Here is a 12236-nt window from a genome sequence, read left to right as displayed (position 1 = left end):
CCGTGCGGGTACTCGTCGCCGGGGCCACCGGAGTCGTCGGACATCCGCTGGTGGGCGCGCTGCGGGTGCGCGGCCATGAAGTGAGCGCCCTGGTACGGGACGCGTCGCGGGCTCCTGACGCGGACCGGATCGTGGTCGCCGACGCCCTCGACCGGGAGACTCTGCTGTCGGCGGTGCGGGACGCCCGGCCCGAGGTGGTCGTACACCAGCTCTCGGCGCTGCGCCTGCTGCGCGACGACCCTCCCGGAGCCTTCGCGCGGACGGCGCGGCTGCGCACGGAGGGCACCGCCAACCTGGTCGAGGCGGCCCGCGCGGCCGGTGCGCGACGGCTGGTCGCCCAGTCCATCGCCTTCGCCGCCGTGCCGGACGGCCCACCGGTGCTCGACGAGGACGCGCCGCTGTACGTCGACGCCCCGGACCCCGGCTGGGCCGCCACCGTACGCGCCGTCGCCGCGCTGGAGCGGCAGGTGCTGGGCGACGGCCGGGACCTCGAAGGGGTGGCACTGCGGTACGGCACGCTGTACGGCCCCGGGACCGCGTACGCCCGTGACGGCGGAACCGGGCAGCGGGTGCTGTCCGGGAAACTCCCGCTGCCGGAGGGCGGGGCCGGAGTCACGTCGTTTGTGCATGTGGAGGACGCCGTGGGGGCCACGGTGGCGGCGGTCGAGTCGCCGGCCACCGGCGTCTTCCACGTGAGCGACGACGAGCCGGCCCGGGCCTCGCGGTGGCTGCCGCACTACGCCGGTACGCTCGGCGCCCCGCCCCCACGCACGGTCCCGGCGGCGCTCGCGCCCCGGCTGCTGGGCTGGTTCATGGCCCACCAGCTGACCGCGGCCCGCGGAGCGGCCAACGACCGGGCCCGTACGGCACTGGGCTGGAAGCCGCTGCACCCGAGTTGGCGGGACGGGCTGGGCCACGGCCCGCACGTCGCCCCTGCCGGAGATGGCACGCGATGAGCACCCTGAGCACGACCGAGGGCCGGGCGGCGCCGTCCCGGTCGTGGCCGGTCCTCCTGGTCGTCGTCTGCGCCCAGATGCTGATCTGGCTGGACACCTCGATCCTGAACGTCGCGGTCACCACGCTGGCCTCCCCGGCCGAGGGCCTGGGCGCGACCCCCGCCGAACTGGAGTGGGTGGCGAGCGCCTACACCCTGGTCTTCGCCGGCACTCTCTTCGCGGGCGGCGCGCTCGCGGACCGCTTCGGCCCCCGGACCACCCTCCTCGCCGGTCTGGCCCTGTTCGGCGCCGCCTCCGCGGCCGGCGCGTTCGCACCGGACGCGGGCCGGCTGATCCTGGCGCGCGCCTTCATGGGCGCGGGCAGTGCGCTGCTGATGCCCGCGACCCTGTCGGTCATCGTGCAGAGCACCCCGGAGGAGAAACGCACCCGGGCCATCGCGATCTGGAGCTCGTCCAGCGGACTGGGGGTGGCCGTCGGCCCGGTGGTGGGCGGGGCACTGCTCAGTCACTTCTGGTGGGGTTCGGTGTTCCTGGCCAACGTGCCGATCGTGGCCCTGTGCCTGGCCGGGGTGGTGGCGGTGGTTCCCGGTCTGAAGGGCTCCGGGCGCAGGACGCTCGACCTGCCCGGCCTCGCCCTGTCGGTGCTCGGCCTCGGCGGTGTGGTCTACGGGATCATCGAGCTCGGCAACGGACAGACCTGGTACGGGGCGCCCGTCCTGCTCCCCCTCGTCGTGGGCGGCGCGCTGCTGGGCGCCTTCGTGGCCGGTCAGCGCAGGTCCCCGACGCCCAGTCTGGACCTGCGGCTCTTCAGCCGGCCGGGGTTCACCGCCGGGAGCGTGGTGCTGCTGATCGCGTTCATGGCGCTGGCCGGGCACCTGTTCTACGCGGCCTTCTACCTCCAGGGACCCCGCGGGCTCTCCCCCGCCGACGCCGGAACCGTGATGCTCGCCGCCGCGGTCGGCATCGTCCTGGGCAGCCAGGCGTCCCCGGCGCTGAGCAGGCTGCTGTCGCCCCGGTGGACGATCGCGGCCGGTGTCCTGGCCACGGCGGCCACGTACGCCGGCTATCTGTGGTTCGACGGAGGGACCCCGATCACGGTCGTCGCCGCGCTGCTGTGGGTGCAGGGCTTCGGCATGGGGCTGGTCGGCACACCGGTCACGGCCGTGATGATGCGCGGGGTGCCACCGCAGCTCACGGGTGCCGGATCGGCCGTCAACAGCGTCACGCGGCAGGTGGGCGGGGTCCTCGGGGTGGCGATGGCGGGGTCGGTCCTCTCCGCCGTCTACCGGGACCGCATGTCGGACACCGCCCTGCCCATCGGTCCGCGGGGCCTGTCGGCGGACACGGCCGAGCAGGCCCGCACCTCGGCTGAGGCGGCCCGCTCGCTGGCCGCCTCGCTGCGCCTGCCGGAGCTGGCGGCCATGGCCGACCGCGCCTTCCTGGATGCCATGTACGCGGCCACGTTCTGGACCGCCGTACTGGCCTTCGTGGGGTTCGTGGTGACCGTGGTGGGGCTGCGCGCACGGGACGTCGACAGCGAGGGAAACAAGAGCAACGGGACGGAAGGGAACTGAAGTGGCGGGTACGAGGCAACGGCCCACGGCTCGATCGGTCTTCGTGACCGGGGGGAACCGGGGCATCGGGCTGGCGATCGCCCGCCGCTTCGCGACGGCGGGAGACCGGGTCGCGGTGACCTACCGGGGCGAGAGACCACCCGCCGAGGAGAACCTCCTCGCCCTGCGCTGCGACGTGACGGACGGTCAGCAGGTGGACCAGGCGTTCGAAGAGGCCGAGGCCGCCCACGGTCCGGCCACCGTCCTGGTCGCGAACGCGGGCGGCGCCAACGACCGGCTGCTCGCGCGGATGAGCGAGGAGGACTTCACCTCCGTCATCGACACCAACCTCACCGGGGCCTTCCGGGTCGTTCGGCGCGCGGTGCGCGGGATGCTCGTGCAGGGTCACGGCCGTATCGTGCTGATCTCCTCCACGGCAGCACTGCACGGCGCGGCGGGGCAGACCAACTACGCGGCCGCGAAGGCGGGACTGATCGGCTTCGCCCGGTCACTGACCCACGAACTCGGCGCCCGCGACATCACCTGCAACGTGGTGGCCCCCGGCCTGACCGACACGGACATGAGCCGCGCGCTCACCGAGGAACAGCGTCGGCACCTGCTCGGCCGGACACCGGCCGGCCGCCTGGCCCACCCTGACGAAGTCGCCGACGCCGTGGCCTTCCTGGCCGGTGCCGGATACGTGCGCGGCGCCGTGATCCCGGTCGACGGAGGCGCCGGACTGGGCCACTGACCGGGGCTCAGACGGCCGGCTTCAGGGGCTCGATCTCCGGGAGCTCCGGGAGGATACGGCGGATCGTCGGGCTGCTGGGGCGGCGACGCGAAGTCGGGCGGGGTGGACTCCGGTCCGCCTGAAGGCTCTGCTGCGCCTGCGACACCCGACGGCTCTTCGGACCCACTCATACCGGCTCACTCCCCCAACTGCCCTACGGCCAGGACACCTTGCTCTCTCGCAGGTCCCCCAGGCTCCCGCAGGAGGCCGGGGAGGGGTCCCGCGGGTGCCTCACTCGGAGGACGAGGGCCCGGCCGGGTGGGGCAGGTCCAGCAGGGCTCGCAGCGGAGCCGACGAGTGTGGGCCCGCGCGCCAGACCAACGCTTTGGCGTAGGGGATCCGGGGCGTCACGGGCACCACGGTGACCCGCGGGTCCCTGGTGATTCCCCTGGCCGCGCCTGCTGCGAGGGCGATGCCGACGCCGGCGGCGACGAGCTCCGACTGCAGCGCGACGTGGTTGGTGGCATAGGTCGGCCGGAACGGGACCTCCGCCTCCTCGAAGGCCGCGCGCAGGCGGGGGTACAGGCCACTGTCCGGGCCGTAAGTGATCAGCGGGGTGGCGGAGACCTCACTCAGGGACAGTGCCGCCTGTCGCGCCTGCGGCTGGTCCGAGGCCACCAGTGCCACGATCTCGTCGCGGACGAGGACCCGGTGCCCGAATCCCGGGTCGAGTCCCCCGGGTGGGACGGCGACGAACACAGCGTCCAGGGAGCCCTGCCGCACCTGGGGTACCAGACCGGCGCTCGCCCCCTCGACGAGATGCACGGCGACGCCGGGGTACAGCCGGTGGAACGTGCCGAGCAGGGCCGGGAGGCTGCTGCTCTCCACCCCGTCGGCGGCTCCGAGTGACAGGGTCCCGGTGAGCAGGCCGGAGCGCGCGGCGAACTCGGCCTTCGCGGCGGCGACGGCCGCCGACACCGTACGGGCATGCGGCATCAGCGCCTCGCCCGCCGCGGTCAGCCGGACGGTACGGGAGTCCCGCTCGAACAGCGCCTCGCCCAGTTCCCGCTCCAGCGAACGGATCTGCTGGCTGATGGCGGGCTGGGCGACGTGACAGCGGGCCGCGGCCCGGGTGAAGGACTGTTCCTCGGCGACGGCGAGGAAGTACTGAAGCGTGCGCACCTCCATGACATCACTCTATTCGGGATTCTTATAGCTGGGCGAAGACCTAGGTCTTTGACCTATGCACCGCCTCGGCGACACGCTGGGAGCACATCCGCAGCAGCCCCGGCCCGCACAAGGAGTCCCGCCATGCCCCTGGTCCGTATCGATCTCGTCAAGGGCCGCAACGACGCCCAGGTCCGCGCCGTCGCCGACGCTGTCCACACGGCTGTCGTCGAGGTGCTGGCCGTACCCGAACGCGACCGCTTCCAGATCGTCACCGAGCACGAGGCGAGCAGGGTCATCGCGCTCGACGCCGGTCTGGGCTTCGAGCGCGGCGACGACATCGTGATGATCCAGATCTTCACGCAGACCGGCCGCTCGACCGACGTCAAGCAGCAGCTCTACGCCGCCATCGCCGCCCACTTGGCGCAGGCCGGGGTGGCCGGGGAGGACGTATTCATCGGGTACGTCGAGAACACCCCGGCCGACTGGTCCTTCGGCTTCGGCCGAGCCCAGTACATAGCGGGCGACCTGGGAATTCCCGCTGCCGCCCCCGCTGCCCGATAGCCGCCCCAAGAGGTGGCGATCGAGGAGTCGTTCAGCCGGCCAGCCGAGCCTTCCAGATCTCCTCGCTGGGCCACTGCCGGGCCCAGTCAGCGGAAACCTCCGCGTAGTCCCGGTTCGCGGGCCGGGGTGCCTGAATCTCCATCAGGTCTTCGACGACGAAGCCGCAGGACCGCAGTAGCCGGAGCATTTCACCATGCGGCAGGACGAACTGCACATTATTGTCCCGCTCCATCCGAGTCAGGCCGAACTGCCCGCGGAACAGGCTGGGGGACGCAGCCCCTTCGGGCGATACGCACAGCGCGAACAGCGGTGAGTAGCGCATGAACACCAACTGCCCGCCCGGAACGAGAAGCCGGGCCGCCTCCGGAATCCACTGGTACGGGTCGCACCACAACGAGGCGCCGTACTCACTGATCGCCAGGTCGAACGAGTCGTCCTCGTAGGGGACCTTTTCGGCGTTTCCCAGGATGAGAGGGAAATCGATGCCGAACTCCGCCTGCATCTCGCGCGCGGTGGCGAGTTGCTTCTCCGAGAGGTCGATACCGACCGGCTGGGCCCCGGCTCTGGCCAGCCAGGCGGAAACGTAGGCGGTACCGCAGCCCAGCTCAATGGTGCGCATACCGGCGATGTCGTCGGGAAACACGGAGACCTGTGGCTCAGGGGTCGCCCACAGTCCCCAGGACGGTTCCTCCCGCGACCAGTGATCACGGGCGAGCGGCCCGTGCCACGCAGCCGCCTCGTCATCCCAGAAGCGTCGGTTCTGCTCCAGATGGTTTGTCGGGCCGTCATGAGTCATGGAGGCATTCGATCGAAGACGCGGGTGTTCCGGCAACGGAATTAGAACCACGCAGGACTCTTGCGAGGGCCTGGGCAGAACACTGAGTTTGCCGTGCAGGTGGGCGCTGGGTTCGTTCAGGCCGGTGATCTCCACGGTCTTGCCGCGCTGGGCGTACTTGGTCTCGATGGCGTCCAGGGCGGCGACGGACGAAACCCGTACGTCCGCCCAGGCGGGCCCGTCCGTCAACGGTGCTCGGGGTTGTCCGCGCCGGGGCGGCAGCCGGCGTCCCACTGCGAGCGCTGGTTGCCGTGGGCGGGAACGCCGCCGGCGCGCTTCAGCAGGGCGGCGAGGTGCATCAGGTTCCACGCCATGAAGGACGTGTTGCGGTTGGTGAAGTCGTTCTCCGGGCCACCCGAACCCGGGTCGAGGTACGACGGCCCGGGACCGGCCGCGCCGATCCAGCCCGCGTCCGCCTGGGGCGGGATCGTGTAGCCGAGGTGCTGGAGGCTGTAGAGGACGTTCATCGCGCAGTGCTTCACGCCGTCCTCGTTGCCGCTGATCAGACAGCCGCCGACGCGGCCGTAGTAGGCGTACTGGCCCTGGGAGTTGAGCAGCGAGGAGCAGGCGTAGAGGCGCTCGATCACCTTCTTCGTCACGGAGCTGTTGTCGCCGAGCCAGATCGGCCCGGCGATGACCAGGATGTCCGCGGCCATCACCCGCTCGTACAGCGCGGGCCACTCGTCGGTGGCGAAGCCGTGTTCGGTCATGTCCGGGTAGACACCCGGTGCGATGTCGTGGTCGACGGCGCGGATCTCGGACGTGGTGACCCCGCGCGACATCATGATCTCCGCGCTCTTGTCGATCAGGCCCTGGGTGTGGCTGAGGTGCGGGGACGGTTTGAGGGTGCAGTTGATGTAGAGGGCGGTCAGGTCGTCGAAGCGGTACGGGGCCGGGGCTTCGGTGGCGACATCGGTGGACGGCGTGGCTGTCATGGGGGCAGCGTCTCGCGTGGATTCCGTTTTGTCCCGGTCCGACGCACGCCCTCACGCCTTACGGAGTCATGACGTACGGCCGCGCTCCCGCGCTGTGGCGCCGGAGCGGACCTAGCGTGGCCGTATGCGTGTACTGGTAACCGGCGGTGCCGGGTTCATCGGGTCCCATGTGGTCGAGGCGCTGTCGGCGCGCGGGCACGAGCCGCTCGTGTTCGATGTGCGGGAGGACGCCGGCGCCGATGTGCGGGACCCGGCGGCCGTCGGCCGTGCCCTCGCCGGTGTGGACGCCGTCTGCCACCAGGCCGCGATGGTCGGGCTCGGCGACGGGTTCGCCGACGCGGCGGAGTACGTCTCGCGCAACGACCTGGGCACCGCGGTGCTGCTCGCCGCCATGGCGCAGGCAGGCGTCCGGCGTCTCGTGCTGGCCGGGTCGATGGTCGTCTACGGGGAGGGGCGCTACGAGTGCCCGCGGCACGGGGTCGTACGGCCCGGCCCGCGTACCGTCGCCGCCCTCGACGCGGGCCGGTTCGAGCCCGCCTGCCCGGTGTGCGGCGACGACCTCTCCCCCGGCCTCGTCGACGAGGACGCCCCGGCCGATCCGCGGAACGTGTACGCCACGACCAAGCTCGCCCAGGAGCACCTGGCCGCCGCCTGGGCCCGCTGCACCGGCGGATCGGCGGTGTCGCTCCGCTACCACAACGTGTACGGCCCCGGAATGCCCCGCGACACCCCGTACGCCGGTGTCGCCTCCTTCTTCCGCTCGGCGCTCGCCCGGGGCGAGGCACCGCGCGTGTTCGAGGACGGGCGGCAGCGGAGGGACTTCGTGCATGTGCGGGACGTGGCGGCGGCGGGCGTGGTGGCGCTGGAGGCGGAGGCCGCCGCGGGTGTGCTCACGGCGTACAACACCGGCAGCGGTGATCCGCACACCGTCGGCGAGATGGCGTGGGCGCTGGCCGCCGCGTACGGCGGACCCGAACCGGTCGTCACGGGCGGGTACCGGCTCGGGGACGTACGGCACATCACCGCCGACTCGTCACGGCTGCGGAACGGGCTGGGGTGGAAGCCGGAGGTCGGGTTCGGCGAGGGGATGGCGGAGTTCGCGCGAGCCGGGATGCGGGGCGCGTAGGACCGCGGGGATCCACGGGACCGGTGGTGCTGCCCGCGTTCAGGAAGCGGCGGCGGGCAGCACCACCTCGAAGCGGCAACCGCCGGGGATGTTGCGTACGGTGGCCCGCCCCTGGTGTGCCTCGACGATCCCCCGGACGATGGCGAGACCCAGGCCGGCGCCCGCCGGGGGCGTCCGCGCGTGCGTACCGCGCCAGCCCGTGTCGAAGACGCGCGGCAGGTCCTCCTCGGGGATGCCGCCGCAGCCGTCGGTGACCGACAGCACCACGCCCTCGGGCGAACGCTCCGCGGCCACCGCGACCGTGCCGTCGGCCGGCGTCCGGCGGATGGCGTTGACCAGCAGGTTGCCCAGCACTCGGCTCATCTCCTTGCCGTCCACCTCCACCGGGACGGGCTCGATACGGCCGCCCACCAGCCGCACCCCGTGCTCCCGGGCGAGCGGGTCGGCTCCCGCCAGCGCGTCGCCGACCAGGTCGTAGAGGGAGAGCCGGGTGGGGGTGAGGGGGAGCGTGCCGGCCTGGATGCGGGAGAGCTCGAAGAGGTCGCCGACCATGTCGTTGAGACGTTCGACCTCGGTGCGGATCTGCTTCAGGTAGCGGTCGGGGTCGGCGGCGACGCCGTCCTCCAGGGCCTCCGACATGGCGCGCAGGCCGGCGAGCGGGGTGCGCAGGTCGTGCGAGATCCAGGCGACGAGTTCGCGCCGGGAGGTCTCCAGCGCCCGTTCCCGCTCCCGGGATTCGGCGAGTCTGACGCTGGTGGCCGCCAATTCGCGGCTCAGGGAGTCCAGTTCGGCGGTCGTGGGGCCGTCCGGGGCGGCGAAGTTCCCGCCGTCACCGAAGGAGCGTGCGGCCACGGCGAGTTCGCGGCTGCGGGCGACGACCCAGCGGCCCAGCAGCAGCGCCGTGGCCAGGGAGACGACGGCCGCCATGGCGACGACGGTCGTGACGACCGTCAGATCGTGCGACGACAGGAACATCGCCCAGGCGACGGCGAGGGTGCCCGCGAGCATCGCGACGACCCCGACCGCCGCGACCACGGCGAGCGAGGCGGTGAGCGAGCGGCGGCGGATCATGCGCAGTGCGCCCGCTCCGGCCAGACCGGTGGCGGCCGCGCCGACGAAGGCGTACAGGGCGATGAGCAGGATGTCACGCACGGTCGGCCCCCTCCCGCGCGGCCTGTCCGGTGGGGTCGAAGCGGTAGCCCACTCCCCACACGGTCTGGATCAGGCGGGGCCGGGCCGGGTCGTCCTCGACCTTGCCGCGCAGGCGGCGGACGTGGACCGTGACGGTCGACAGGTCCCCGAAGTCCCACCCCCACACCTCACGCATCAGGTCCTCCCGGCTGAAGGCCCGCCCCGGGTGCCGCAGGAAGAAGGACAGCAGGTCGAACTCCCGGAGGGTCAGGGGAAGTTCGGTGCCGCTCCTGGTGGCCCGGCGGGCTGCCGGGTCGACGGTCAGGCCGGCCGCTCCCAGGCGGTGTCCGGTGGCGGCGGGCCGGCTGCGGCGCAGCACCGACTCCACGCGCAGCACCAGTTCGCGGGGACTGAACGGCTTGGTGACGTAGTCGTCGGCGCCGACCTCCAGGCCCAGGATGCGGTCGTCCTCGTCGCCGCGGGCGGTGAGCATGATGACCGGCACGGGCCCGTGGCCGCGGATCCTCCGGCACACCTCCAGGCCGTCCATGCCGGGCAGCATCAGGTCGAGCACGACCAGGTCCGGCCAGTGCGCGGCGGCGCGGGCGAGGGCCGCCGGACCGTCGTCGGCACGGTCGACGGCGTAACCGGCGCGGTCCAGGTAACCGGCGACGACCTCGGCGACGGTGGGATCGTCGTCGACGACCAGGATCCGGGGGGACCCGTGGGCGGTGTCCGCCCCGTGGGGCTCGTACGGCTGCTGCTGCATGCCTCCACCCTGGCACCGTGCCGCCGTCGATGCCGCGCCCGAGCACCGCCCCGGCCTTCGACGTCCGCGTTTCGTAAGGACCGGGAGTCCGATATGCCCAATTCGCGCTCGTAGGGTGAATCCGTGACGACGACACCTTCAGACGTCGACGTGGTGCTGCCCTGCCTGAACGAGGCCGAGGCCCTGCCCTGGGTGCTCGAACGGATCCCGCCGGGCTGGCGCGCACTCGTCGTCGACAACGGTTCCACCGACGGCTCCGACCAGGTCGCCCGCGCACTCGGCGCAACCGTCGTGCACGAGCCGCGCCGGGGCTTCGGCGCCGCCTGCCACGCAGGGCTGACCGCCGCCACCGCCGACGTGGTGTGCTTCTGCGACTGCGACGCCTCCCTCGACCCCTCGCTCCTCGTCCCCTTCGTCCGCGAAGTGCGCGACGGCGAGGCGGACCTGGTACTCGGGCGACGGCGTCCGCAGGGCCGGGGCACGTGGCCCGCGCACGCCCGCGCCGGCAACCTCGCGCTCGCGCGGATGCTGCGGCGCCGCACCGGGCTGCGCCTGCACGACCTCGGTCCCCTGCGCGCCGCCCGCCGCGAGGCGCTGCTCTCCCTCGGCCTCACCGACCGGCGCAGCGGCTACCCGCTGCAGATGGTCGTCCGCGCGGCCGACGCCGGCTGGCGGATCGGCGAGCACGACGTGCCCTACCTGCCGCGCACCGGGGCCTCGAAGGTGACGGGCACCTGGCGGGGCACCTGGCAGGCCGTACGGGACATGAGCCGCGTCCTGGCCGAAGCGCCGGGCGAGGCTCCGGCCGTCGGAAGGGGCGTTCGGTGACCGCCCTCCTCGTCATCGCCAAGGAACCGCGCCCCGGCCGGGTCAAGACCAGACTGACCCCGCCGTTCACGCCCCGGGAGGCCGCGCGGCTGGCCGAGGCGTCCCTCGCGGACACGCTGGACGCGGTCGCGGCGACCCCGGCGACGCGCCGGATCCTCGTCCTCGACGGGAAGCCCGGCCCCTGGCTGCCGGCCGGCTTCGATGTCGTACCGCAGTGCGCGGGCGGACTCGACGAACGGCTGGCGGACGCCTTCGCGCACTGCGACGGCCCGGCCCTGCTCATCGGCATGGACACCCCGCAGGTGACGCCCGGCCTGCTCACCGTCGACTTCGCCGGCTGTGACGCCTGGTTCGGCCCGGCCGAGGACGGCGGATTCTGGGCCCTGGGCCTGGCCGATCCCGACCCCGCCCTGGTGCGGGGCGTGCCCATGTCCACGCCAGAGACCGGTGCCGTGCAGCGGGAGCGGCTCGTCGCCGCGGGTCTGAGGGTTCGGGACCTGCCCCGGCTGCGGGACGTCGACACCGCCGACGACGCCGAGGCGGTCGCCGCCCTCGCCCCGCACGGCCGGTTCGCCGCACGACTCGCCCGGTCCGTGCCGGGCATTCCACGATGAGCACCCCGCCCGCCACGGCCATGGCCTGGGCGACCGCCGGCCCCTACGCCGCCGCCCTGCGCACCGGGCACGGACCGCTGTTCCTGCGCCGCGCCGACGGCTGGCTGCTGCCGCTGGAGGTGGAGCGCTGGTGCGCCCGGGCCGACGCGGTCGACCGCGCGGTACTGGACCGGTGCGAGGGAACCGTGCTGGACGTGGGGTGCGGGCCCGGACGGCTGGTGGCGGAACTCGCCGCCCGCGGCCGGGCCGTCCTCGGCATCGACGTCAGCGAGGCCGCCGTGGACCACACGGTCCGCCTCGGCGGCCAGGCGCTGCGACGCTCCGTCTTCGAGCCGCTGCCCGGCGAGCGCCACTGGGACACCGTCCTGCTCATGGACGGCAACGTCGGCATCGGCGGCGACCCGCACGCCCTCCTGGACCGGGTGGCCGGGCTGCTGCGCCCCGGCGGCCTGCTGATCGCCGAGACCGCCTGGGTGGACGTCGACGAACGCGCCCAGGTGCAGGTCGTCGACCTCACCGGCGCCGACGGAGCCGACGCCGCGTTCCCCTGGGCACGGCTCGGCACGCCGGCGCTGCTGCGGTACGCGCGCGGCTGGGACGAGGCCGGTCAGTGGACGGCCGACGGCCGGCGCTTCGCCGCCCTGCGCACCCGCAGCGCCAGCAGCAGCGCCGAACCGCCGAAGAGGACGGCGGTGATCAGCAGCCAGCGGGCGAGGAACACGTCCGCCGACAGCCCGGTGCCGAGCCGGTAGCGTCGCTCCACCATGCCGCTGATCAGCGGGAACCATACGAGGAGTAGCAGCCCGGACAGGGCTGCCGGTACGCGCACGTACGGCGCCCAGCCCCGGCGCCGGACCGCGCCGAGCCCCCGTACGACCGCCCGGTCCGCGGCCGCGTACAGGGGCAGCAGCACGAGGTCGTGGAGCAGCGCCGCGCCCACGAACCACAGCGCCACGCCGAACCAGTCGTCCGCGAGCAGCCGTACGCCCGCGTAGGCGGCGAGCGCGAACGAGCAGGCCAGCAGCAGG

At 73.2% G+C, this 12236-nt stretch carries 13 protein-coding genes; 8 read left to right on the top strand and 5 right to left on the bottom strand.

Translation table 11 applies throughout. The annotated features are described in order from the left end of the window. Window positions 1-2 precede the first annotated feature (2 nt). From ACFU95_RS23245 to fabG, 3 genes are read left to right on the top strand one after another with little or no spacing between them, the layout of a single operon-like run. The gene (locus tag ACFU95_RS23245; protein WP_383830758.1) at window positions 3-956 is read left to right on the top strand and encodes an NAD-dependent epimerase/dehydratase family protein; all 954 of its coding nucleotides are present in this window, start codon (window positions 3-5) and stop codon (window positions 954-956) included. After that, window positions 953-2530, top strand: a complete 1578-nt coding sequence (locus tag ACFU95_RS23240) for an MFS transporter (RefSeq protein WP_383830755.1) — start codon at window positions 953-955, stop codon at window positions 2528-2530. Before ACFU95_RS23245 ends, ACFU95_RS23240 begins: the two co-directional genes overlap by 4 nt. A gap of 1 nt (window position 2531) precedes the next feature. Beyond that, window positions 2532-3260, top strand: a complete 729-nt coding sequence (fabG, locus tag ACFU95_RS23235; RefSeq protein ID WP_383830752.1) for a 3-oxoacyl-ACP reductase FabG — start codon at window positions 2532-2534, stop codon at window positions 3258-3260. Between the two features lie 270 nt (window positions 3261-3530). Here the strand turns inward: fabG and ACFU95_RS23230 are convergent, their stop codons facing one another. After that, a complete protein-coding gene (locus ACFU95_RS23230; RefSeq protein ID WP_383830749.1) occupies window positions 3531-4427 on the bottom strand; it encodes a LysR family transcriptional regulator in 897 nt (298 codons plus the stop codon). Between the two features lie 123 nt (window positions 4428-4550). On the opposite strand from ACFU95_RS23230, the gene ACFU95_RS23225 reads away from it, so the two are divergent. Further along, window positions 4551-4970: a tautomerase family protein gene (locus ACFU95_RS23225; protein ID WP_383830746.1), complete on the top strand. Its 420-nt coding sequence runs from the start codon at window positions 4551-4553 to the stop codon at window positions 4968-4970. A 31-nt stretch (window positions 4971-5001) separates the two neighbouring features. On the opposite strand, the gene ACFU95_RS23220 is transcribed toward ACFU95_RS23225, so the two are convergent. After that, complete coding sequence (locus ACFU95_RS23220; protein ID WP_383830743.1) at window positions 5002-5901, bottom strand: class I SAM-dependent methyltransferase; 900 nt, start codon at window positions 5899-5901, stop codon at window positions 5002-5004. Between the two features lie 89 nt (window positions 5902-5990). Continuing rightward, on the bottom strand, window positions 5991-6740 hold the full coding sequence (locus ACFU95_RS23215) for a flavodoxin family protein (protein ID WP_383830739.1): 750 nt from the start codon (window positions 6738-6740) through the stop codon (window positions 5991-5993). A gap of 124 nt (window positions 6741-6864) precedes the next feature. On the opposite strand from ACFU95_RS23215, the gene ACFU95_RS23210 reads away from it, so the two are divergent. Then, window positions 6865-7866 carry an NAD-dependent epimerase/dehydratase family protein gene (locus ACFU95_RS23210; protein WP_383830736.1) on the top strand — a complete coding sequence of 334 codons (1002 nt, stop codon included), beginning with the start codon at window positions 6865-6867 and terminating at the stop codon, window positions 7864-7866. Between the two features lie 39 nt (window positions 7867-7905). Here ACFU95_RS23210 and ACFU95_RS23205 read toward each other — a convergent pair whose 3' ends face one another. Both ACFU95_RS23205 and ACFU95_RS23200 read right to left on the bottom strand, forming a co-directional pair. Then, on the bottom strand, window positions 7906-9018 hold the full coding sequence (locus ACFU95_RS23205; protein ID WP_383830733.1) for a sensor histidine kinase: 1113 nt from the start codon (window positions 9016-9018) through the stop codon (window positions 7906-7908). Beyond that, window positions 9011-9766, bottom strand: a complete 756-nt coding sequence (locus tag ACFU95_RS23200; protein ID WP_383830730.1) for a response regulator — start codon at window positions 9764-9766, stop codon at window positions 9011-9013. The genes ACFU95_RS23205 and ACFU95_RS23200 overlap by 8 nt, the downstream gene beginning before the upstream one ends. Window positions 9767-9889: 123 nt before the next feature. Between ACFU95_RS23200 and ACFU95_RS23195 the strand changes: the two genes are divergently transcribed. From ACFU95_RS23195 to ACFU95_RS23185, 3 genes are read left to right on the top strand one after another with little or no spacing between them, the layout of a single operon-like run. Further along, on the top strand, window positions 9890-10594 hold the full coding sequence (locus ACFU95_RS23195; protein ID WP_383830727.1) for a glycosyltransferase family 2 protein: 705 nt from the start codon (window positions 9890-9892) through the stop codon (window positions 10592-10594). Then, window positions 10591-11208, top strand: coding sequence for a DUF2064 domain-containing protein (locus tag ACFU95_RS23190; protein ID WP_383830724.1), 618 nt, complete (start codon window positions 10591-10593; stop codon window positions 11206-11208). The genes ACFU95_RS23195 and ACFU95_RS23190 overlap by 4 nt, the downstream gene beginning before the upstream one ends. After that, complete coding sequence (locus ACFU95_RS23185) at window positions 11205-11960, top strand: class I SAM-dependent methyltransferase (protein WP_383830722.1); 756 nt, start codon at window positions 11205-11207, stop codon at window positions 11958-11960. The genes ACFU95_RS23190 and ACFU95_RS23185 overlap by 4 nt, the downstream gene beginning before the upstream one ends. Window positions 11961-12236: the final 276 nt, after the last annotated feature.

This window comes from Streptomyces sp. NPDC057623 (assembly GCF_042800355.1).
Lineage (GTDB): Bacteria > Actinomycetota > Actinomycetes > Streptomycetales > Streptomycetaceae > Streptomyces.
Note: the sequence above shows the minus strand (reverse complement) of the source record. Positions and strands in the feature narration are given on the sequence as shown.